The 22,575-nt window shown below is 53.5% G+C and carries 24 protein-coding genes and 6 tRNA genes; 14 read left to right on the forward strand and 16 right to left on the reverse strand.

All coding sequences use genetic code 11. The features are described 5' to 3' along the window. Positions 1-94 precede the first annotated feature (94 nt). Positions 95-493: a type II toxin-antitoxin system PemK/MazF family toxin gene (locus AAB391_01495; GenBank protein ID MEK7644985.1), complete on the reverse strand. Its 399-nt coding sequence runs from the start codon at positions 491-493 to the stop codon at positions 95-97. Positions 494-576: 83 nt separating this feature from the next. On the opposite strand from AAB391_01495, the gene miaA reads away from it, so the two are divergent. Continuing rightward, entirely contained in the window at positions 577-1,530 is a 954-nt protein-coding gene (gene miaA, locus AAB391_01500; GenBank protein ID MEK7644986.1) for a tRNA (adenosine(37)-N6)-dimethylallyltransferase MiaA, read from the forward strand. A 59-nt stretch (positions 1,531-1,589) separates the two neighbouring features. Here miaA and AAB391_01505 read toward each other — a convergent pair whose 3' ends face one another. From AAB391_01505 to rpmG, 7 genes are all read right to left on the reverse strand, one after another. Beyond that, positions 1,590-2,396, reverse strand: coding sequence for a hypothetical protein (locus AAB391_01505; protein MEK7644987.1), 807 nt, complete (start codon positions 2,394-2,396; stop codon positions 1,590-1,592). A gap of 29 nt (positions 2,397-2,425) precedes the next feature. Then, complete coding sequence (gene pyrF / locus AAB391_01510) at positions 2,426-3,301, reverse strand: orotidine-5'-phosphate decarboxylase (protein ID MEK7644988.1); 876 nt, start codon at positions 3,299-3,301, stop codon at positions 2,426-2,428. Between the two features lie 82 nt (positions 3,302-3,383). Then, a complete protein-coding gene (locus tag AAB391_01515; GenBank protein MEK7644989.1) occupies positions 3,384-4,001 on the reverse strand; it encodes a class I SAM-dependent methyltransferase in 618 nt (205 codons plus the stop codon). Between the two features lie 14 nt (positions 4,002-4,015). Continuing rightward, positions 4,016-4,447: a hypothetical protein gene (locus AAB391_01520; protein MEK7644990.1), complete on the reverse strand. Its 432-nt coding sequence runs from the start codon at positions 4,445-4,447 to the stop codon at positions 4,016-4,018. A gap of 4 nt (positions 4,448-4,451) precedes the next feature. Next, positions 4,452-4,522, reverse strand: a tRNA-Trp gene (locus AAB391_01525). Positions 4,523-4,530: 8 nt separating this feature from the next. Next, a complete protein-coding gene (locus tag AAB391_01530; protein MEK7644991.1) occupies positions 4,531-5,193 on the reverse strand; it encodes a hypothetical protein in 663 nt (220 codons plus the stop codon). A gap of 64 nt (positions 5,194-5,257) precedes the next feature. Continuing rightward, entirely contained in the window at positions 5,258-5,413 is a 156-nt protein-coding gene (gene rpmG, locus AAB391_01535; GenBank protein ID MEK7644992.1) for a 50S ribosomal protein L33, read from the reverse strand. 133 nt (positions 5,414-5,546) lie between these two features. On the opposite strand from rpmG, the gene alr reads away from it, so the two are divergent. Next, positions 5,547-6,755, forward strand: coding sequence for an alanine racemase (alr, locus tag AAB391_01540; GenBank protein ID MEK7644993.1), 1,209 nt, complete (start codon positions 5,547-5,549; stop codon positions 6,753-6,755). Between the two features lie 84 nt (positions 6,756-6,839). On the opposite strand, the gene AAB391_01545 is transcribed toward alr, so the two are convergent. The 7 genes from AAB391_01545 to AAB391_01575 all read right to left on the reverse strand — a co-directional run bounded on the left by AAB391_01545 (position 6,840) and on the right by AAB391_01575 (position 14,478). Continuing rightward, positions 6,840-8,012: a hypothetical protein gene (locus tag AAB391_01545; GenBank protein MEK7644994.1), complete on the reverse strand. Its 1,173-nt coding sequence runs from the start codon at positions 8,010-8,012 to the stop codon at positions 6,840-6,842. 51 nt (positions 8,013-8,063) lie between these two features. Next, on the reverse strand, positions 8,064-8,420 hold the full coding sequence (locus tag AAB391_01550) for a hypothetical protein (protein ID MEK7644995.1): 357 nt from the start codon (positions 8,418-8,420) through the stop codon (positions 8,064-8,066). A gap of 198 nt (positions 8,421-8,618) precedes the next feature. Further along, a tRNA-Tyr gene (locus AAB391_01555) sits at positions 8,619-8,703 on the reverse strand. After that, complete coding sequence (locus AAB391_01560; protein MEK7644996.1) at positions 8,666-9,508, reverse strand: LAGLIDADG family homing endonuclease; 843 nt, start codon at positions 9,506-9,508, stop codon at positions 8,666-8,668. The genes AAB391_01555 and AAB391_01560 overlap by 38 nt, the downstream gene beginning before the upstream one ends. 62 nt (positions 9,509-9,570) lie before the next feature. After that, positions 9,571-12,297 (reverse strand): AAA family ATPase, encoded by a 2,727-nt coding sequence (locus AAB391_01565; GenBank protein MEK7644997.1) that lies wholly within the window; start codon positions 12,295-12,297, stop codon positions 9,571-9,573. Positions 12,298-12,329: 32 nt separating this feature from the next. After that, the gene (locus AAB391_01570) at positions 12,330-13,115 is read right to left on the reverse strand and encodes a trypsin-like peptidase domain-containing protein (protein ID MEK7644998.1); all 786 of its coding nucleotides are present in this window, start codon (positions 13,113-13,115) and stop codon (positions 12,330-12,332) included. 13 nt (positions 13,116-13,128) lie between these two features. Continuing rightward, complete coding sequence (locus AAB391_01575; GenBank protein ID MEK7644999.1) at positions 13,129-14,478, reverse strand: cysteine desulfurase family protein; 1,350 nt, start codon at positions 14,476-14,478, stop codon at positions 13,129-13,131. A gap of 64 nt (positions 14,479-14,542) precedes the next feature. Here AAB391_01575 and AAB391_01580 point away from each other — a divergent pair, with 64 nt between their 5' ends. The 12 genes from AAB391_01580 to AAB391_01635 all read left to right on the forward strand — a co-directional run bounded on the left by AAB391_01580 (position 14,543) and on the right by AAB391_01635 (position 22,188). Beyond that, the gene (locus AAB391_01580) at positions 14,543-15,031 is read left to right on the forward strand and encodes a DUF4446 family protein (protein MEK7645000.1); all 489 of its coding nucleotides are present in this window, start codon (positions 14,543-14,545) and stop codon (positions 15,029-15,031) included. Positions 15,032-15,077: 46 nt separating this feature from the next. Continuing rightward, positions 15,078-16,625 carry a translation initiation factor IF-2 gene (gene infB, locus AAB391_01585; GenBank protein MEK7645001.1) on the forward strand — a complete coding sequence of 516 codons (1,548 nt, stop codon included), beginning with the start codon at positions 15,078-15,080 and terminating at the stop codon, positions 16,623-16,625. A 25-nt stretch (positions 16,626-16,650) separates the two neighbouring features. Further along, on the forward strand, positions 16,651-16,968 hold the full coding sequence (locus AAB391_01590) for a ribosome-binding factor A (protein MEK7645002.1): 318 nt from the start codon (positions 16,651-16,653) through the stop codon (positions 16,966-16,968). A 17-nt stretch (positions 16,969-16,985) separates the two neighbouring features. Next, positions 16,986-17,059: transfer RNA gene (locus AAB391_01595), tRNA-Cys, on the forward strand. A gap of 206 nt (positions 17,060-17,265) precedes the next feature. Beyond that, positions 17,266-17,348, forward strand: a tRNA-Leu gene (locus AAB391_01600). Position 17,349: 1 nt separating this feature from the next. Beyond that, entirely contained in the window at positions 17,350-17,766 is a 417-nt protein-coding gene (locus tag AAB391_01605; protein ID MEK7645003.1) for a VOC family protein, read from the forward strand. A gap of 51 nt (positions 17,767-17,817) precedes the next feature. Beyond that, a complete protein-coding gene (locus AAB391_01610) occupies positions 17,818-18,609 on the forward strand; it encodes a hypothetical protein (GenBank protein MEK7645004.1) in 792 nt (263 codons plus the stop codon). 246 nt (positions 18,610-18,855) lie between these two features. After that, a tRNA-Lys gene (locus AAB391_01615) sits at positions 18,856-18,928 on the forward strand. A gap of 163 nt (positions 18,929-19,091) precedes the next feature. Then, positions 19,092-19,175, forward strand: a tRNA-Leu gene (locus AAB391_01620). A gap of 226 nt (positions 19,176-19,401) precedes the next feature. Next, positions 19,402-19,779 carry a response regulator gene (locus AAB391_01625; GenBank protein MEK7645005.1) on the forward strand — a complete coding sequence of 126 codons (378 nt, stop codon included), beginning with the start codon at positions 19,402-19,404 and terminating at the stop codon, positions 19,777-19,779. Between the two features lie 268 nt (positions 19,780-20,047). Then, positions 20,048-21,457 (forward strand): hypothetical protein, encoded by a 1,410-nt coding sequence (locus tag AAB391_01630; GenBank protein ID MEK7645006.1) that lies wholly within the window; start codon positions 20,048-20,050, stop codon positions 21,455-21,457. A gap of 23 nt (positions 21,458-21,480) precedes the next feature. Continuing rightward, the gene (locus tag AAB391_01635; GenBank protein MEK7645007.1) at positions 21,481-22,188 is read left to right on the forward strand and encodes a hypothetical protein; all 708 of its coding nucleotides are present in this window, start codon (positions 21,481-21,483) and stop codon (positions 22,186-22,188) included. Between the two features lie 110 nt (positions 22,189-22,298). On the opposite strand, the gene AAB391_01640 is transcribed toward AAB391_01635, so the two are convergent. Further along, complete coding sequence (locus AAB391_01640; protein ID MEK7645008.1) at positions 22,299-22,556, reverse strand: hypothetical protein; 258 nt, start codon at positions 22,554-22,556, stop codon at positions 22,299-22,301. Positions 22,557-22,575 lie beyond the last annotated feature (19 nt).

Genomic DNA, 22,575 nt, shown 5'->3' on the forward strand with positions numbered 1-22,575 from the left:
TCATTTGACTTCCCCACAGAAGTCACCTATACTATAGGTACAAATGGCCGTAAGGCTCGGTCCCGCAAGGGATCAGAAAAGTTCGGAAACGCAGTCAGAGCATCGCTTTGATTGCGTTTTTGATTTGCATAAAAGAATCGTCAGTTGCAACACCCAACTTGTCGATAAAACGCTTCGTATCCACGGGACGAACTTGGGAAATAATCGCCATGCGCGCGAGGTCGTCATTAGATATCGAACAAGCGACGTAGTATTTATTGTCCTTTTTAATTTTAGTAGTGAGTGGCACGATTAGTACGAGGTATTTATTGAACTTTTTTAATATTAAAACAGGTCGTCGGAATTCGTCACCCTTTCCATCCTGCTCAAAGCCGATGTTTGCACCAAGTGCGATCCACCACACCTCTTTCTCACGAAAAAACAGGGTATCGATATCCTTTCTATCATTGAGAATGGTCTTTTTCTGATGCCACTGCGGATAGTCTTTTTTCACACATATATTTTCTCAAAAAGAAGAGCGGTCCGCACCTATCCTCGCTTAAAATTATGTGGTGTGTATAATCAACAGTACTAAAAATGTCTGAGTTAGAAAAAATAAAGATTCTTGTGATCGTCGGTCCGACCGCTTCTGGCAAGAGCGATTTAGCGGTGCACCTAGCGAAGCAGCTTGACGGCGAGGTGATTTCGGCGGATTCGCGTCAGGTATACAAAGGTCTCGATGTTGGCACTGGCAAGATCACGGCTGTCGAAATGCAGGGCGTGCGGCACCACCTCCTCGATGTCGCTTCCCCGTTGCGAAAATTCACCGTCGAGCGATACAAGAAGCTCGCCGCAAAGGCGATCGCGGACATCGCGAAGCGCGGCAAGCTGCCGATCATCTGCGGCGGCACCGGCTTCTATATCGACGCGCTCGTGGATGGTATCGTATTTCCTGATGTACCACCCAATCCAAAGCTTCGCGCAGAGCTCGCTAAAATCGGCAAAAAAGATCCGGCAGCGCTATTTGCACAACTAAAAGAGCTCGACCCAGAGCGCGCAGAAGCAATTGACCAACACAACCTGCGACGCGTGATTCGAGCGATCGAGATTGCAACAGCACTCGGAAAAGTGCCTAAAATTTCAAGTATGGAAAATACAGAGAACAGCTCGCCATACGACCCCATCTTCATCGGCGTCAATCCCGACACAGAGACACTGCGTGCGAAAATACAGACACGCCTCATCGAACGTATCGACAAACAAGGCATGGTCGACGAAGCGCGTGCCCTGTATGACGGCGGCCTGTCGTGGAAACGCATGGAGGAGCTCGGACTCGAATATCGATATCTTGCGCTATTTCTTCAGCAGAAAATCACTCGCGAAAAAATGATCGATCGTCTCGGCTTCGAGATCTGGCACTACGCCAAACGCCAGCTTGCGTGGTTCAAAAGGAACAAACATATTCAGTGGTTTGAGAGCGGGACGGATGCGGCCATCTTAAAAAAGGTCAGAGGGTTTTTGGAGAAGATTGGTGGAAAAAAGACTACTTAACCAATAGAAAAGCCGCAAGGAGTAACCCCTGCGGCCATTGACTCACGACTAGACAACAATCAGCCTTTGCGAGCTGCCTCCATCGCGGCGGCAAGCTTCTGCCATTCTTCGCGCTTTTTCGGCTTCCAGACGACATTCCTCGCAGCCACATCAGCGGCCACGAACACGTCGTCCTGCTGGTATTGCATGATGCGCTGACGAACCAGCGGAATGACCGGCAAGGTCAACCCGACCCGAGGGCTAAACTCCTTCTCCACATCGAGCGAGCGATTGAGGAAGCAGAGGATGCCAGCAACGTGGGCACCATGACTTTCGATGAGGGCAACGAGCTCCGCCGTCGTGCTGAAGTTGTTGCACACGTCCTCAGTGATCCACCAGAATTCGCCCGCTTCGGGTTCGTGACGATCGAAGACGAGCTTGGAGACTTCGCGAGAATTCGGAGTGGCGACAGCAGTGATCACCTTCTCGGGAAAGATGTATTGTCTCATATACTCGTCGTCAATCCTCCCTGCAGCTTGAGCGAGAGCGCAGGCCAATGCCTTGCCACCCTCCGGTGCACCGATAAAACCAGCCGACACCTTTAAGGTGGGTCCGAGGTCTCGGTCCCAAATGTCGCTGATAAGCTGCCCGGCCAAATGCTTCAGGATCGGCGCATGCCGCTCCGCCTTTGCGAAGTTGACATACTCGTCACCGACATACTGCAATTTCTCAGCCTCGTATCGTCCAGCATAGCCGACGAGTGGTCCGAGGCGTTTCCCGCCAGGATCTTTTGGGCACTTGTAGTAGCCGCCACAACGCCTGAGCAGGTCGAGTGGATTTTGAATCCTGTCTGTGACACCCGGTTCGAACAATTGAATAGTTTGCATGTTCTCTCTTTCGTTTTGCGATCCGGCGTTTATTGCCGGAACTGGTTGATGGTTTCGTGCAGTTTGAGCGTCTCACGACGAGCAGCTTCGGCAAAATCCGTCCCGCTCGAAGCAAAGATGATGCCGCGAGAGGAGTTGATGATCATGCCGCCGCCATCGACGCGCTTGCCAGCTTTCACCGTCTTCTCGATATCGCCGCCCTGGGCTCCGATACCGGGAATGAGGATAGGCATGTCACCGACGATCCGACGGACATCTTTGAGCTCGTGTGGATACGTTGCCCCAACAACGACGGCACAGTTGCCGTTGTTGTTCCACTTACCAGCAACTTGTTCGGCGACCACCTGATAAAGTGGTTTTGTAATGGGACGAATCCCCATGACAGGGTCGGTATCCATCTCGCCAGTGAAGACTTGTAGGTCTTGAAACTCCCCGGCCCCTGGATTGGAGGTGCGACAGAGAATAATGATGCCTTTGTCTGTCCTGGCAAGGAAAGGAGCAAGCGCCTCTTTGCCCAAATAGGGGTGCACGGTGAGGGCATCGGCCTTCAGATAGTCGAAGGCAGCTTGCTCGTAACCGGCATTGGTATTGCCGATGTCGGCACGTTTGGCATCAAGGATGACAGGGACATTTGGAGCGACTTCATTGATGTGCTGGATCGTCGCACGAAGCGCCGCCAAACCCCTGTCTCCATGTGCTTCGTAGAAAGCGCTGTTCGGCTTGTAGGCGCAGACCACATCCTTGGTAGCGTCAACGATCGCCGCATTGAAGCGATAGAGGGATGAGAAGACGCTTTCTTGGCGGATGTGTTCCGGAATCTTTTCGAGTTCGCTGTCGAGTCCGACGCACACCGACTTGCCTTGAGCCCACAGGGTTTCAAGCTTTTCACGGAAGGTTGAGTTCATAACAAGGAGACTGTCTCTGGGTTTCGGGTTGTGAATGTCCTATGATCAGCTAGTACGGCTAGCCACGGCATCCGTCCCAACACTAGCACTTTGAGGATTTGGTAGCAAATGAATCAGTCTTTGTGGCCACTCCCCTGTACATATATGCCAGCGGCATTGACCATGTTGAAAATGTGTCTAGTTTTTGGATATCGAACCCAGACCCGCGGATCAGCTTCTCTATTTCCCGATCCAAATGGCAGCCACCGGCAAAACACTTCGAAAACGGTGTGCAGCATTTCTGAACAGCTGCGACAAAACGGTTCGGCGACTTTCCATGTTCGATGAAAGAAAAAGTTCCGCCCGGCTTCAGCACTCGCAACACCTCTTTCAATGCGAGCTGCGGATGCGGGATGGTGCACAGACTCCAAGTGGACACGACAGCATCGACTGATGTGTCGGCGAGCGGGATCTGCTCTGCTGAGGCTTGGAGAAAGTCGACTGGGAATGCCGCTTTTTCGACTCTTCCTTTAGCGAGAACAAACAAATCGCGCGATGGATCGAGCGCGAACAATTTCGAAACGTTTCGATAATACGGCAAATTGAGTCCAGAACCGAAGCCGATCTCCAGCACGATACCGCTCGCCGCCTGAGCAACAGCAAGACGATGCTTCTCGAAGCTTTTTCGCTTCATCGCGCAGTCGAGAAAGAATGGGGTCATTTTAGAAAATATCGTTACATCACCAGTTGCTCATCCACTCCAACATATCCTTCGGTAACATCTACAAAAATAGGTTCCGGAAACATCTCAAGTCCATCTTCTTTCACAGCTCTTTCGAGAAGTTCATTAGCATACACCGCCGAGACATCCGCACTGTGAAAAATGGTGACGTGCGGATACTGATTTTTTGATTTTGGATTTTCTACCAGCAACGCAAAACACTTGTCGTCCGCAGCCTGCCCAATGATCTTGAGCGAGCTCTTTTTTCCAATTTCTAATTCACTCAACGAGGTTGGCTTGTACCAATTGGTAGAATGATGTGCAACCACTACCTCGTGCCTTGGTGGAAATTGTCGCAACAAATGTTCAGGGCTGTTTACAAACAAGCCAGTATACTTTACTGATTCAGGACTAAAGGGAAGTTGTTCTTTCGAGACAGGATTCATGCTGCGGGCGATGGAGGAATCGGACCTCCGAATGCGGGTTTGGAGTCCGCCGGTATACCACTTACCTAATCGCCCTTCGAGGATTAACTATAGTGTTTCATGAGCTTTTTTGCAAACGCCAGAAGTACCCGTGCCACGTGGGCGTCATAGTAATTTACTCTCAAACACCCTTGATATCCCAGCTTCTTGAATACATGAGCACTTTTCTTGTTGTATGTTCGAGTGAACTGTTGTAGCGGTATGTCTGTAACACCTGACCAAAACTTTTTCTGTTTTTCAATATCGTGATAATCATGAGCATGCAGACAGGCCCTAAACTTCGACTCATCCAAGGAGAAACATTTTCTCAGTAACTGAATAAAAAGTCGCATCAATTCTGGATCAGAATTAGTGAAGCCAACATTACTGTCATTTTTATTCCCTTCACAAAAATAGATCATGGCAAGTAACGAAAACATATTCGGACGCAAAAAAGATATTCCGAGGTGCATTTCCTCGGTCGCAACACGGTCAGCCAACTCAAGTCTGTTCCTTTTCTTCTTTCTTAACGTATTTGCCACAGCATCTCTTCTCGACAGGACAATAGAGTGAATTCTCTTTTGCGCCTCAGAAGAAAGTACGATGTCCTTTGTCCACAAAGATATCGAACCTTGGGACACTTTGAGCTGGGTAGCGATTTCCGACATGGAAAAGCCCTTCTCCCTCAAGAGTCGCGCTGCTTTTTGTTGCTCAGTTTTCTTCTTCACCACTGAATTATATCAAAACGAAAACCGCCCTGCGGCGGTTTTCTCAAAAAGCGTGAAACGAGAACTATTTCTTCGCCTCCTTGAACACCACGTGCTTGCGGAGCTTCTTGCTGTACTTCGAAAGCTCGATCTTGCGCTCGACTTTCTTCTTGTTCTTGCGGCTCCAATACACCTCGCCGGTGGACTTGTTCTTGAGTTGGATCAATCGTTCTTGTGACATGGGTAGTTGTTTAGACGTCAAATATAGCTCAAACGGGCCTATTTTGTCAATGAATTGGCGTAGAATCGACCTTTTGGGGCCGATCAGCCTCCTAGATGGCTTCTCCTGCCCCCTTCTGCTATCATTCCCCTACATGAATCCGCTCAACCTCTTCCGGCCAATCCTCAAGATAGTGCGTTCATATCGCCATCGATATACCCCGCTGGTGGAGGTGGCAATCTTCCAGAAGCATCTCTTGCACAACTTGGAAGCGTATCGTGTGGCGAGCCAGCTGCCGGTGGCGCCGGTGCTCAAAAGCAATGCGTATGGGCACGGCTTGCTGGAAGTGGCGGGAGTGTTGGCCGGAGCGCCCGTGCCCGTGCCTTTCATGGTGGTGGACTCGTATCACGAAGCGCTCATCCTGCGCAACGAAGGTATCACGACGCCGCTACTCATCATCGGCTTTTCTGCCAATGAAAACATTGTGCGCAATCGGCTGAAGAATGTCGCCTTCACTATTTCGAGCATGGAGCAACTCCGCGCGCTCGCGCCGACGCTCGCGCGCCCAACCACCCTCCACATCAAAATCGACACCGGCATGCATCGCCAAGGTATCCACCCAAAAGAGCTCGACGAAGCACTCACGCTTGCCTGCGAGACCAAGGACGAAGATGGCCGCCAACTCCTCCGCCTCGAAGGCATCTGTTCGCATCTCTCGGACGGTGACAACGACGATACGGATTTCACCAAAAAACAAATCATTCTTTGGAACAGCCTGGCGACGTCGGTGAAAGAAAAGCAAAAAGCCTCGCCGAGTGCATTTGCACATCTCGCGTATTTCCATCTTTCCGCTTCAAGCGGCCTCTTCCATGCCGGCACCATCCAGGCCAACGTGATGCGCCTTGGTCTTGGGCTGTACGGCATTCCGGCGAATGCGCCGCGCGATGCCCGCCTCGGTTTGAAAGCTGTCCTAGAAATGACCTCGCTCATTAGCTCAGTGAAAAAAGTGCCGCGCGGCGCACTCATCGGCTACAACGACACCTTCGAAGCGCCAAAGGACATGACCATCGCCACCATCCCCGCCGGATACAATGAAGGCATCGACCGCCGTCTCTCCAACGAAGGTACGGTGAAGGTCGCGCAGTTTGTCTGCCGCATAGTCGGCCGGGTGAGCATGAACATCACGACCATCGACATCTCCCACCTCCCCGCACATCTGATGAAAATCGGCACACCGGTCACGCTGATCAGCGCCGACCCGCGTGATGCCAACTCGATTCTGCAAATGGCCGACCGCGCCAATGCTTCGCCATACGAATTGCTCGTGCATATTCCGGAGGGGTTGAGAAGGGTGGTGAAGTAGCCGCGAGCGGGCAAGAAAAAACAGCGCACTCCGTGGAGCGCGCTGTGCGTTGTTCGAGAGACCGAGAGGCTGCGGACGCCTCGATCAGTTGCCGTTGAACATGATCAGAGCCGGCGTGTAGGGCGACGGTGACGGCAGGTAATACACCCCCGAGTGGCGGTAGAGGCTCAAACTGAAGCCGTCGCTGTTCGGATTGACCTGGCCAGTGACTGTGATCACCATCTTCCCGTGAATCCCGGGGGTGATGAAGTAACCGAAGTCACCGCCGTATCCAACCTTGAGGGCGGCGACCGGACTGAGGCTGCCATCCTCCTTCAGGTCGAAGGCTTCAACGGACGAACCGGTCAACAGCCCGCCATTGTGGTAGAGCTCGATGTAACCGCCGCCGGAGTCGTCGCTCACATCGAGGTAGAAGACTTTGGCGGGAACGCGTTGCGGGCCCTCTTCAAATCCACGGGTGACTTGCCCGTCGAGCTGCTGACCGGAGACGTAGGCGTTGTTCCAACGAGCATCGAACTGGACCTCGACCACCCCGCCAATCTTGGCGAAGCTGATCATGGAGCCTTGATTCGACGGCGCGTCGGGACCAAACGGGTTGAATGTCCCATTGCCGTAGTTCTTGCCGGTGGTGCGATCGGTGATGACCCAATCGAATCCTTCGGCGCCCAGAGGGTTGATCCACGTAGTGAACCCACCGTAGTAGCTGCTGTAGGTGGCAGACTGCCGCCCACCAACCACGAGAACCAGGTTGTCTGCGGACACGCCGACAGGAACCTGGAAGGACACTTGCTTTTTCACCGCTGTCGGCTCGACGAGCATCAAGATCGGATCGCCGGCCTTTAACTCATCGGTTTCGAAGCGAGCATAGCTCGTGTTCTCGTTCTGCGCGTCGTAGCCGTAGGCCCAGATGTAGTAGTTCACCGCTTGTCCTTTGACATTCGGCGGCAACGATTTCAAGCCACCTTGAGGGATGGCGATTTCGGTCCCGTCAATGTTGAGCTGCGTAATGATCCCTTCGGGCGTCATTGTGTAGCGCCCTTCGACGCGGCCGACATTGCGGTTGTCGATGAGCCGCGCAAAACCGAAGTAGCCTTCGTAGCGGACCGTCTTGGCCTTCGTGAGGAAGGCCTTGGCCACCAACTCCGAATCGGGCGGCTGTTCGTCGCCAGCGAAGGCCGGCGGAGCGAACAGCGCAAACCCGAGGGCGACGCAGAGGGTGGTGACGAGGAGGTGGAGATTGCGGTAGATTTCTTTCATAATGCTGGATTTCTGTATTGCGTTCTATATTGCGTTTTTTCTTTACTGAGGTTATTTGCGCTTACTGCCGGCATTGGTTGCAACGCCGACGTTAACACCGACACTGACGGGATTGCCGTTCTCTGCGCCGAAGCCGAGCGCAGCGAGTTGCTGCTTCGTGCTCTCGGGCAGATCCGTGTCGCGGTTCGCGACGGTTGATCGCGAGGCGAAGTCACCGGTGTTATCCGGCGTCGGCAACACATGTTGCATTTCGCGGACGAGCGTCACGGGCGAGCCGTCGCGCGGATGTTTGTCCGGGAGCGGCTTGCTGGTGTAGCAATAGAGGGCGATGAAGCCAACGCAAAAGAGGACGCAGCCGGGGATGATCATCCACGACCACTTCGGGGCGGTAGGGTATTGAGCGTTCATAGGCAGGAGGGTTGACCGTATTCGACCGATTTCAAGGAGCAAAAAGCTCTTGAAACAGAAAAGGGCGTTGTGCCCGTTTCTCGAGTTAACTGCAGTGGATTATAGCACTTTGTGTGATTTTAGTCAATACACCAAAAAAGCCCTCAGATGCGGGCTTTTTTGGTGTATGTTGGTGTGTACTACTTCTATGTCCCTAAATGGTGCGCAGGGAGGGATTCGAACCCCCGTAGGCGTAGCCAACCGGTTTACAGCCGGTCCTCGTTGACCGCTTGAGTACCTGCGCGCTTAGTGCGTTTTGCGACCTTCAGCTCTTTCATGAAGAGTTTGAATCGACGAACGTGCTTCTGATTTCTCGGGCGAATCTCTGTAAAAAATCGCCTGAGGTCTGAATTCTTGGTGAGATACAGCTGGTACCCACTGATCTCAGATGGTGTGTATTGTAATTGCCTTAAGGCCAATTGTAAAGACCGAAGGAGTGGCATCGACCGATTGGAAAAAGAAACTTGGGCGCCGAAGCGCAGCCTGTACACCGAGCCATCGGTATCAAACATGCCTCTCACGAAAGCGGCCTTGAAAGAAGGTTTCGTAAAGATCCATTCGGGCGGCGCAACCTGACCTAGCACCTTGTTTGAAACAAGGCCGTGCGTGCGGAGCCATTTTGTAACCACGGTCGAGCCAAGATACACATCCCGATAACCGTCAGCTCGGATCGAAATCGATGCCTTTGCCTTGAAAATCTTTGTGATAAGTCGGCGAACATAGCGAGTGTAGGGAATCTCCTTGGTGCCCAAAGTCACTACCACTTGAAAATGCGACAAGTGTCCGTCACCGAGCATGATCCCGATAAATTCTGCCAAGTCGTCGGAGTATTCATCAGGAATACGAATATCATTCCGGGTGTTTCTATATTTTGATTTTCGTTCAGGATGAGGAACAAGACCTAGCCGACGAATACGTTTGAAGACGGTCTGCTGGGCAATACCTAGACGTCTTGCAATTTGCCCGATAGATAAATTACCACGCTCATAGAGCACGCTCAATTCTTGGCGATACTTATGTTCTTCTTCGGTTGTCCATGCGCGAGCCATGAAGAAATTATATTCTCCATGGCTCTATCTCGCAATTGACTACTCTACCACTCTATCTTGTACTACGCCCGCGCCTTCTCACCTGGCGCATTCGACACCACCACCCCGCTCTTCCGTGCCTTCTTCGCGCTCTCAGCCGATGGCTTCACTTCAAAAGCGAATTCGCTTGCACCACCAGCATTCCCCGCCCCCTCCGCCAACTTCACGGTCACTGTCCCGCCCTTCATCATGCCGTGCGCGATCATCAGCGATGCGATAGGCGTCAAAATCTTGGTCTGAATCAATCGCTTCAATGGACGTGCACCGTACTGCGGATTGTAGCCCTCCTTGCCGAGCGCAGCGAGTACCTCGGGCGCAAATTCTAGTTTGATCTCCTTGTCCGCCAATCGCTTCTGCACCACCTCCACCTGAATATTCACGATATCGGCGATCGCGGCTTGCGAGAGCACGTCGAATACCAGCACATCATCGAGACGGTTCAAAAATTCCGGTCGGAAATAATCCTTCAGGCTCGTCATCACTTTCTCCTTCATGTCTTCGTACTGCTGCTTCTCGCTCACGCCGCCGCTAAAGCCGATGCGCTCCATCTTGTCGATGAATTGCGCGCCGATGTTCGAGGTCATAATAATAATCGTGTTTTTGAAATTGATCACGCGGCCCTTGGTGTCAGTGAGCCGGCCGTTGTCGAGCACTTGGAGTAAAATATTGAACACATCCGGATGAGCCTTTTCAATCTCGTCAAACAACACGACGGAATATGGTCGATGTCGCACCTGCTCGGCAAAACTATTCGTCTCGTCGTGACCAACATAGCCCGGGGGCGCGCCAATGATCTTCGACACCGAGTGCTTTTCCATATATTCGGACATGTCCACGCGGAGCAAAGCCTTTTCGTCGTCGAACATAAACTCCGCGAGCGCCTTGGTGAGCTCGGTCTTCCCCACCCCGGTCGGGCCGAGGAAGATAAATGAGCCGATCGGACGGTTTGGATCAGCGATACCAACACGCGAACGCTTAATGGTGTCCGAAATTTTCTTCACCGCCTCATTCTGGCCAATGATGCGCTTGTGCAAAAACTCCTCCATACGCGCGAGCTTCTTCATCTCTTCTTCAAGCATGCGATTCACCGGAATGCCTGTCCAACGCGAGACAATATCGGCAATGTCCGACTCGGTAATCTCCTCTTTCAGGATACGTCGGCCAATCTGCAACTTCTTCAGACGCTTGTTCTTGCTATCGAGCTCTTTCTCAACAGCGGGGATCTTGCCATAGCGAATCTCTGCAGCCTTGGCGAGGTCGGCCCGCGCCTCTGCCTGTTCTGCCTCGAGACGCAACGCTTCGAGCTCGTGCTTCGCGGTCTTAATACCAGTGATGATCTCTTTTTCGTTCTTCCATTTCAATTCCAATTCCGAGGTGGTCTCGCGCAGATCGGCGATCTCTTTGTCGATCTTCTTCACGCGAGCCTTGGCGGTTTTTTTGGTCTTCGCCTCATTTTTCAAAGCCTCATGTTCGATTTGCAGGCGCATAATTTTTCGACGCGTCTCTTCGAGGACCGGTGGCATGTTTTCGAGAGAAATTTTCAGCTGCGAAGCGGCTTCATCGATGAGGTCGACTGCCTTGTCCGGCAAGAATCGATCCGTGATATAGCGGGTACTCAGATTGACCGAAGCGAGAATCGCTTCGTCGCTGATTTTGACGCCGTGGAAGATCTCGTATTTTTCTTTCAGGCCGCGCAGGATGGCCACGGCGTCCTCCGTGCTCGGCTCGCTCACGAACACCGGCTGAAAGCGGCGTGTGAGGGCCGGATCCTTCTCAATATGCTTCTGGAACTCGCGGAGCGTGGTGGCGCCGATCGCGCGAAGCTCGCCGCGAGCGAGCGCGGGCTTCAGCATGTTCGAAGCATCCATCGAACCTTCCGCAGCACCCGCACCGACGATCGTGTGGATCTCGTCGATGAAAAGAATGATCTTCCCTGCCGACTTCTCCACTTCCTTCATGATATTTTTCAAACGCTCTTCAAACTCGCCGCGATACTTCGTACCGGCGATGAGCAAGCCGAGATCAAGCGATACCAATTCTTTGTCCTTGAGCGACTCTGGCACGTCGCCGCTCGCCATACGCAAAGCCAAGCCTTCGGCGATTGCGGTCTTGCCCACGCCCGCCTCGCCGATCAGAATGGGATTATTCTTCGTGCGTCGAGACAAAATCTGGATGAGTCGAGAGGTCTCAGTATCGCGACCGATCACTGGGTCGAGCTTGTTCTCTGCTGCGAGCTTGGTGAGGCTACGAGTATATTTTGGAATGAATTTAAATTTTTTCGAGCCGTGCGAATCACTGGGCTTCGTCGCTTTCAATTCCTCGAGCACCTTCAATACGGCCGCACGCTCAATACGGAACTTCGCAATGATCTCCTTCACCGTCCCCTGCACTTCGAGCAACGCAATGAACAAGTGTTCAGTGGAAACAAAATCATCCTTCAACCCCGCAGCCACCTTACTCGATGCCTCTATCGCTTGAGCCAATTCTGGAGTGAGGTACAGCTGATACGACGGCGCAAGCACCGGAGTGCCCTCCGGAGATTCGATCGCATCCAAAAGAGAGTCGGTGAGGAGCACCGTATCCACCTCGAGCTTGTCCAAAATCGAAATCACCATACTTTCCTCCTGCAACACAAGAGAAATGAGGAGGTGTATCGGGTTTACGTGGTTCTGCCCGCGCTCAATAGCGAGCTCGTGGGCTCGACGGATGGCTTCCTTGGCTTTGGTGGTGAAGTGGTTGAGTGGAGGCATATACGTAACTATATTCGCCTTCCGGCAGCAAGTCAAAGCCCTCTCAGCATCGCCGCCAAACTATTGATTGGCAGAAAATCTGCCGGATTGACGCCGTCTCGACGAGTCTTAATACCTACGACATCGCCATTGAGAGCAATCAAGGGTTCGGCACTATAGTTGAGCAGTGAATCGGTCTCAATGTTCGAAGGAGTGCCGTCGGAATTGGTGATGAGGCCGGTGACAGTGCTGCGAGAGATAACGTTGCGGTCTGCTCCAGCGAGCACGATCACATCTTGTCCGATCTTCACCGTATTTGAATCGCCCATTTTTATCGGCTTCAAGTGATAGTCGAGCTTCGGATCGAGACGCGCCTTGAACACGGCGACCTTAATAGCGTCATTTCGTGCCACGAGGTCGAGGTCGAGAATTTTTCCATCAGACATCACTGCCAAATACGAGCCGCCTTCCACGACAATGCTCTTGTCCGCGACGATCCAATCTTTTGATACAACAAGACCGAGGCCAGCGAAAGTCGGCGGATCAGCATTGACCGTACCCTTGATACGGACGAGGCTCTTGGCATTCTTTTCCACCGCAGAGACTACAAGATCCTCGGCATTGGCATGACTGCCGTCTTGGGAAATGATCACTGTTGCTGGAGTGCCGCCAGGGACGACTTTTTCCACGGTGCGTTCGATGACGCGGTTGATGGTCTGGGTGACTCCCTGCGGTGCTTGCTCGACGAGCGCGACTGTCACAATGCCGGTGGCTACGGAAGTAATAAAACTGACCAATAGCGTCACGAGGACGATCTGATGTTTCGTGAGCTCTTCCATGCCGAGTATTGTATCAAATGGAACGCAGCGACTCAACAAGGGCAATGATTGCGCGGTCGATGTCACGCTTGGTCGTCCAGCGGCCAAAGGAGAAGCGGAGGGCGTGCGGGGTGCGAGGCACGGAAGCGGCCGACAGGATGCCGGCGGCAATGGCGGCGGCTTGCGCGCGGCGGAGCGCGCGGATCACGTAGGATTCGTCCTCGTCGCGAAGGCAAGCGCTCTTGGTGGAGCACGCGACGCCGCGCGCATCCAATTTCAACAGTAAAAATTCGTGATCAATTGGCGGCGCACCAACATCGGTCGGTTGAAACGAAACACTCACAATGTGCGGAGACTGGTGCTGGGAATCAATATCAGATGAGCCGTTCAAAAACAGTTGAACATGCGGAGTTTTTTTGGCGAGCTTTTCCTGCGCGTGCAGGATGAAATAATTTCGCAACTCCGTGAGTCGCGCCACCTCGCGCTCTCGCAAGCCTTCGGCAAGCTCGAGCGCCTTCGCCATTCCCACTGCTCCAGGCACATTCTCTGTCCCCGATCGCACACCGCGCTCTTGTCCGCCGCCGTACATGATCGGCATGAGTTCGATGCCACGCCGCACCCACAGCACCCCAACGCTTCGCGGGCCACACACCTTGTGACTATCGAGAGTAATCAAATCTGCACCGAGTTGCGTGGTCGAGAGCTTTGCGTAGAGCGGCGACTGACTCGCATCACAATGGAACAGCGGAAACAAGACCTGAGAGAGAGCGTTAGTATCTCTCGCGATCATTCCAGCAAGCACATTTTCTTTTCGAGCCTTGCGCACCGCTTTCGCCACTTCGTCGATCGGTTGAACGGTGCCGATCTCGTTGTTTACCGACATCACCGAGACCAAAAATGTATTGGGGCGAAGTTTTTTGCGCAGCTCAGCAACATCAACGCTGCCGGTTGCATCAATTGAAAGATGTTCAACTGTCACGCCAACCTCGCTAAGGTGTCGCATCGATTCAAGCACAGAAGTGTGCTCGATTTCTGAGACGAGGCAGTGCAGATCGCTCGGCTTCAAGCCGTACCCACCGAGGGTCTTTGGCATGACGAGTTTTTTGAATAGACCAAAGATGGCAAGATTGTTCGCTTCGGTGCCAGTGGCCACAAACAAGATTTCGTCGGCGTGAGCATTCAGCGTGCGCGCCACCCTAGCCCGTGCTTCGGAGAGCGCACGTCGAGCGTGCACGCCATCCGCATGAATCGCCGATGGGTTGGCAAAATGCCGTTGCACGGTCTGCGCAATCTCTCGAGACACACGAATATCCGGCGGCGTCAGTGCAGCGTAATCCAAATATATTCGTGATTTTTGGGCCAATCTATTGAGGAAATCCAACATACCAAGATGGTATCCCACAACAGCGCTTTTTGCAAAAAGTCAACAAAAGAGGTATAGTATCGAGATGACTTTTGATGTTAGTTCAATTCCTTTGAACCTGCTTTTGTACGCAGTTTCTGGCATTGTCCTGATACTCATCGTGCTCATTGTCCATCTGGAAGTCCGCGTCCACCGGTTGCTCGTCGGCAAGAATGCCAAGAGTCTGGAGGACACGGTACTCCATATCAAAAAAGGGCTTGCAGAAAGCGAAGATTTTCAGCGAGAGATGGAGAAATACCTCACACTCGTAGAACGACGCTTGTCGAGAAGCACCCGCGCCGTTGAGACCGTGCGTTTCAACGCCTTCAAAGGCATCGGCGCGGGTGGCAACATGAGCTTCGCCACAGCCTACGTCAACGAAAAAGGCGACGGAGTTGTGATCTCCACCCTCAATGCCCGCGAGCGACTCGGCATCTTCGCGAAGCCCCTCAAGAATTTTATCTCAGAATTCGAACTCTCTCCGGAAGAAGAGGAGGCGATCTCAAAAGCGAAGCACGCGCTGACGATCCAATAATCCCACATCGGCCCGCCGATACCCTCACCTCCCCACTTTCATCACCATGTCCAAAAAAACTCCTGCGATTTCAACGACGATCATTGAGCGACCACCGGTCGTCGCTGTCATGGGGCACATTGACCACGGTAAGTCCACCTTGCTTGACCATATTCGCAAAACCAACACCTGCGCCAAGGAAGCCGGCGGCATCACCCAACACATCGCGGCATACGAAGTTTGTCATACGCGCGGTACCAAGAAAAACCTCATCACCTTTCTCGACACTCCGGGCCACGCCGCTTTCAAAGGCATTCGTGTCCGCGGCGCCAATGTTGCTGACATCGCCATTCTCATCGTCTCGGCCGAAGAAGGCGTGAAGCCACAGACCGTCGAAGCACTTAATTGTATTAAGGAAGCCGGTATCCCCTACATCGTCGGCATCAACAAAATGGATTCGCCAAAGGCCAATCTCGAACGCACCAAGCAGAGCCTCGCGGAACACGAAATCTACATCGAAGGCTACGGCGGCCAGATCTCTTGGGCTGGCATCTCCGGCAAAACCGGCGAAGGTGTTCCCGAACTCCTTGACCTCGTCCTCCTCACCGCTGAATTGGCCGAACTCAAAGGTGACCTCTCGAAAAAAGCAGAAGGTATCGTCATCGAAAGCAAGCTCGATCCGCGCAAGGGCATTTCTGGTACGCTCATCATCAAAGACGGCACCTTGAAAAAAGGAACGTTCGTCGTCTGCGACACCAGCATCACTCCAGTACGGGCGATCGAAGATTTCACGGGCGCACGCATCGAAGAGGCGCGCTTCTCTAGCCCAGTAAAGCTTCTTGGATTCGACTCCACCCCCACCATCGGCGAGATTTTCCGTGTCTTCGACAACAAACGCGACGCTGAAGCGGCGGTAGCGGAAGCAGTGACGAAGAAAAGCGCGGCAAAGATCGGAAAAAGTGGTGCGAAAAATGGAGCCGGTGCAACTGTCGCAGTCGATGCAAGCGAAAGTGTCACCATCACCCTCATCATCAAAGCCGATGTTTCCGGTACCATGGAAGCGATCCAGCATGAAATCGCCAAGATCAAAAATGACAAAGTGCAGATCAAGCTCGTGCAGTCTGGTGTCGGCACGATCACCGAAGCGGATGTGAAGATGGCTGTAGTACAACCCGGCACGAAAATCCTCGGCTTCAATGTTGCCGTCGATACACAAGCCAAGATGATGGGCGAGCGGTTAAACGTCGAGATGCATTCGTTCGACATCATCTACAAGCTCATTGAATGGATCGAGGAGACCGTGACAAAAAATGTGCCGAAGATCACCGCCGAAGAAGTCTCCGGCACAGCGAAGATCCTTAAAATATTTAGCAAGACCAAAGACAAGCAAGTGGTGGGCGGTCGTGTGCTCGGTGGTATCGTAAACATTGGTGCGGATGTACGCATCATGCGTCGTGACTCTGAAATCGGCAAAGGCAAGATCCGCGAGCTCCAGCAGAAGAAAGAGAAGGTCAGCGAGGTCAACAAAGACAGCGAATTTGGCACCATGATCGAATCGAAGATCGAGATCGCGCCTGGCGACCAGATCGAGTGTTATTCATTAGTTACTAAGTAATCGAGCGGCCGTCGCTCCCCCACCCATGCACCGCAAAGACGAAAAAGCCCGCGAGATTGTCCGAGCCTTGGCAGGCGACTTTTTGCAACGTGAGTCGAACGGCTCTTCGATGGTCACTGTCACCGACGTCGAAATGGGCGACCAGGGTCGACGTGCCACCGTGTATTTCACCGTGTTGCCTGTCGACAAGGAGCACGCCGTGGTGGAATTCCTCGTCCGCAAGCGCGGCGATTTCCAAAACTACGTCCGCGAGAAGTCCCGCATCGGCCGTGTTCCCCTCTTCGACTTCGCCGTGGACAAAGGTGAGAAGCACCGCCAGCGCATTGATGAGTTGATGCGGTAGTGCTAGACTGTTCGCATGGCGTAGTGGCGAAGTTGGTCAACGCGGCAGTCTGCAAAACTGCTATGCGCCGGTTCGATCCCGGCCTACGCCTCCTCAAGAAGTAAAACTCGCAGAAGTGTCGAAGTATGGTATGGCATTCAACAGTAAAGCCGGTGTCCGCTGACATTTTCCCGTACCCGCGGATTTTGCTTCCTTTTTGCATACTTTTGGAAGCAAAATCCGCGGGCACTCAAAATCACCGCGACACCCCCACTCGCCTCATCCTCGTATTCAAAAAATATGATACTCTAATAAAAAGCCCGGGTGGCGTAATTGGTAGCCGCGCACCACTTAAAATGGTGTTCCCAAAAGGAATGTGGGTTCGAGTCCCACCCCAGGCACATGATAAATGAAATCGAAAAACATCTGAAAAATTTGGACTGTCTCGTACTACTCACTGACGACCTCAAAAAGGCGGCGGCGTTTTACCAATCGCTCGGTTTCGATTGTATCCGCTCCGATGGCAAAGGCGTGATGCTCAAACTTGGCGCTTTCGAGATCCATTTTCACGAAAAGGAGGAATATGCTCTTGGCTTTAGAAAAAACTTGCCCACCGACTTGCATCACAGCAAGAAAGGCCTGGGTGTTTTAATTCAAATCGAGGTAGATAACGCAGAGACCTATCACACGGAATTGCTGGCGAAGGGGCTGAGACCGATTGAATCACCTGAAAAAATGCCTTGGGGCAACATCGAATTTGGCATTCAGGACCCAGACGGATACACTCTTTGTTTTTATGAGTTGCCGAAAGCACAGTAGACAGAGTTGACGCAGGAACAAAAGAGCGTAGCATTAGAAATGGACCGGCGTGTGCCGAATCCTCTTTTCAAAACAACAACCCTCAACACAAGGAGGTCGACGGTGAACGCAACACTACCAGAAACAACAAGGACGTCTGGCCAGGACACGAACCTGACAAGCAGTCGTCATCGCGGTCACAACAACACCAAACACACCGGCGGTATTCGGCAGAACAGCCGTGAACGCCGGTGGGCACAGCGACACGATTCCCTGCGCGCCACGATCCTCCAGAACTGCGGACTCATGCCGCTCACCGCAAGCGAAGCGGAGCAGCACAGGCTACAGGTGAAGCAGCAATTCTTCGCCGACCTCGCTGAATGGGTGCGGACGTCGCCGACGTTGGCTCGTCAACTCGCCATGAGCTGGAAGTTTCCGGCGATCATCATGAGTCTCGGCTTCCTGCTCGGCTTGGCTTTTGGTAGCATGTTCGCTTGGGTTGGCCTGGCATCTGTGTATGCCTTTGGCGGCTGGTTGAAAGAGGCCATCAAGGAAGCCTCGGATACCAAGGCTTACCGCCATGAAGCGAGCACAAGAATCGCAGCTTACGCCAAGTGGAAGGTCGGGCAGAGTTGGACATGCAAACCCTATGAGATGTTCCTCTTGCTATCAGCACTCAAAGCCCCCGAGAAACTCCAGCAGGCAGTGCTGAAGATCGAAGCTCGGCATCCAGATGCAGAGTTCGAGCTAGAGACCTTCGACGAAGACCCGATACTGTCGGTTCGGCGCCCGAAGATGACTGGCGGCTACGAACACTACGTGCTCGGCGCTTGGGGCCTGCCGGAGAAGTTCACGTTCCGCTGAGCGAGAAGCCAGCAAAGGCTCGGCAAGACTCAGACTCGAAAATCCGAAGCGGTGCGCCCGTCTCGGCCGTGCACAATGCCGGCAAGCTGGACGTGCCGATCGCTCTTCGCAATCCCTCGCTCGGCCAAGCCTGACCACGACGTCTCGCACTGCATCACTTCGACACCCTCACGCGTCGCCCCGTTTCACGTGGGCGGCGCTTTTTTCTTGCGAATCCCCCAGAAATCTGTTATATTTTCCCGACATGCACCTATAGCTCAGTTGGTAGAGCATCCGCCTCTTAAGCGGTAGGTCGTAGGTTCGAATCCTACTGGGTGCACCTGACGAAACAAATCCGGACCATTCCCGGATTTTTTCGTACAGGTGCAAGCCGGAGGCATGTTTTGTCAGCAGGCAAAACAGCCGAGGCGGGGTCGAGGAAATTTCTGAGCGACGGCGAAGAAATTATCCGTGACCACTCAAATATGCTACGATACCCCTATGCGCGGGTGGTGAAATGGCAGACACGCTTGCCTTAGGAGCAAGTGCCGCAAGGCATGGAGGTTCAAGTCCTCTCCCGCGCACCATATGAAAAATGGCCGACTCTCTGTCGGCTTTTTTTCATACCAAAGCGGAGAGGACTTGAAAGCCGGAAGAAAAGCTTCGGGGAAGCTTTTCTGAGGCGGGGCCGAGAGGCTTCGAGCACAGCGAGAAGAACTCGTGGCCAAGCCTCTCCCGCGCACCACTTGACGAAGTACCGTATTACTGATATGCTACTTTTTGTTCTCAACCAAAACTGCGGTCTTTGAAACCATGAAAATCTTCATCGCGGAAGACGAGCTATCGCTCGCCAGAGTCCTCTCTGAATTCCTGCCAAAAGCCATTGAGGGGGCTGATGTGACTCTCAAGGCTGACGGCATCGAAGCCGTTACCACATTGCAGGTCATCGCCACTGGCGACAAAGCCAATTGGCCAGACGTCATCTTGAGCGACTACCACCTCGGAGGCCTCAATGGCGACGCGGTCCTCCAAGTCGGGGCAAAGCTCTTCCCTAGCGCTCAGCTCATCCTTATGAGCGGCGCTGCGGATGCGGACAATATCGAGCGCGCACGAGCAACGATTTCTCGGCCATTTCTCTTCCTAAGCAAGCCCTTCATGCTCAGCGAACTGCTTGCCCTGATCAAGGCCTGAGGCGACATTCGCTCCTCTCACTCCCGCCCTTTCCGGCCATCACCGGAAAGGGCGTTTTCTTTTGCCCGCACAACAACCGGCACACCCAAAACCGTGCCTCAACAAAGCCATTCCACGACACCCGCTACCACTCCTTCCGCCACTTGACTTTTACCTTTTTATATGCTATCATTCACACCAGAACAACCGGCGCCGAACAACTCAAAAAAAGCGCCAGAAACCCCTGCCCGAAGCGGCAAAACCGCTTCCCTGACAACCTAGCAAAACTATGAAACACAAAATCCTCGGCGCGCTCACGATCTTCTTCGGACTGAGCTTCGTCATCCTCGCTTCGATCAATCACTTCGGCGGGTTCAAAAACCTGCCCGAGTTCCACATGCCGGACATTAGCATTTGGGACAAGCTACCTAACTGGTCGCTTCCCGATTGGAGTTCGCTGATGTGGACACTGGTGGCCATTGCCACCACACTGTGGCTCGTCTTCCTCGTCTTCGGAGCCTACGGGTTAGCGAAACGAGGTAAGTTCTTCAAGTTTGCCAGTGAAAATGAACTTTTCACCTTCATCAACGGTGATGACGCACCTGTGAGATTCGTCTCCGGCGTGCGCGGCGTGTTTGTTGTCCAGCACGGACCTGACATTGGCGTAGTGAAAGAAATTCCTCCCAAGTCACTCCCTGCTGGAGCCACTGTCACCGAACGGGAACAGTGGGCAAAAGACACCGCGGACTACGAACAACATTACGAAGCATACCTCAAGGGTAACGCCTGGTGGCCAATGCGAATGCTGGAGAAGTGGCTTTTGATGCCAATGTTCAATGCTTGGTGGATCGGGATTTATCCCTTCTTCCAACTACGGAAATACCCTCTCGCCTACAACAAATTGGTGAAGGACCCCGGAACAGCATCGGGAGGCATCGACTACCACCTAACGCCGAAGATCGGCGAGGCGAAGTCAGTGTTCTACATCAGCACGCTAGGCATTTCGTTCACCGATCTCGAAAGTGCGGGACCGGAGAATCAAGTGATTCCAACGAAGCTCGTGCTCCTCGTGACCTTTCAGGCACGAAACATCCACAAAATGCAATACCGAGTCGGGAGCAATACCTGGGTCGATATGGCAACTGGAGCCATTAAGGATGTCGTCCGCGAGCGTGTAGCGATGCATACCTACTTCGAACTCTTGCGCAACAAGTATCATGATTGCACGCCAGCCACGGTGGGAAAAACTCCTCGTGGAGAAATCATTGATGGGGTGAAGGATATCGTCAACAACGGTAATGCCCACAACCCGTCACTGACCACCTCCGTTGGCGTTGAAGTCACTGAAATTCGCGTCTTAGACGTTGATCTCGGCAGCGAGATTGGCGCCCAGAGGGAGACACTGACAGCAGCAATGATGGCTGGCACGATTGCGGACGCGAATGGCAAGGCCGCCGTGATAACCGCGACACACAAAGCGGCTGCGGACCTCGCAGAAGGCCAGGCCAAGAATCAAGTGCTCAGAGATCGGCTCCAAGCCTATACGCAAAACCCTGCTGCTACAGCAGGACTCTTCGCTGATTCAGTTGCCTCAATCGGCACGCTGGCACTCGGAGATGAAGCGGCGAAGCGGCTACTGGTGACTGTCCCTGCGACACCACCACGGCCAACACCGCCGCCCACCCCGGCTCGTCCATAACAACGAAAGAAACGGAGTAATCTATGAGCTACCTCATTGTAATACTGGCAATCATCGCCGGCGGCATTGCCGTCTGGAAGACCATCGGGTGGGCAAATCCGAGTGGTGCCTCTACAGCCACTAACCCACCAACCACCGGAGCAAATCCTGCGACCGGCGGCACAGCAGGCGCTCCCGCTACACCCACCGCCGCCGACATCAGGGCCGCAGCAGAAGCAGCCATCAGGCAACGGGTGGAGCTACGAAAGATCCAACTCAAGACCGCCGGCCTAGTCTGGAAGTGGGTCTGGAGTATCGGACTCCTCGCAAGCCTCGGCTTCGGCATCTGGGCCATCTGGATCCGTCCGCAAGCGAATGGCCTCACACCCTCGCAAGAGTTCGTGGCCAGCTCCGGAGCATCGGTAACGCCGCCCAAGGTCTCATACACCTTCGCGGCATACAAGTCGGGCTCGAACGAAGAAATTCGTTGCCGAGCCTGGGTGCTCAACGAAGTGCGCGGCGACCACCCACACATGTGGTTCAGCGTCGAGCGCTTCATGCAAGGCCGGCCTGTCGTCGTCCTCTACAAGTGGGACGGCCGAAAGAAAGCCGGCACTTGGGAGGACGAAGGCGATCGCACCCGCGGCGAGTTCACGGGCGACATCGACCCACGAGATCCGAACCGGTTCGCCGGGGAGATCTTTGCGGAAGGCACCACCTTCCGCTACTTCCTTCAACGGAAGATCGAATAGTAGTGGTTGAGGCTCTACAGCCCCACCCCAACGCAAAGAGCGCGACACCCGGTTGGTGTTGCGCTCTTTTTTCTTTGCCTTTATATTTTTTGCGGGATGGCCCGCACTACCTAGAACACTGAGACTCCGACCGTGGCGCCAATGAGACTCACAATGGCCTTGGCCGTCACCATGATCGCGAGACCGACAACCCCCCACGTCATGTGCCTCACCCCGAGTGCTCGCGCATCTTCATTGTCAGCGCCTCTCACGTATTGGAACACGCCCCAGAGGAAGACAAGGAAGGCGACGGCGTATGCCAGCTTCAGCACCGGATTGACCACTGCTTCTGCGAGCTTTGAAATCAATGAGTCGGTGGCGCTGGACACGGGATATATACAGTGACTG

This window comes from Patescibacteria group bacterium, assembly GCA_038065315.1.
In the GTDB taxonomy this organism is placed as follows: domain Bacteria; phylum Patescibacteriota; class Minisyncoccia; order Phycocordibacterales; family JBBTRF01; genus JBBTRF01.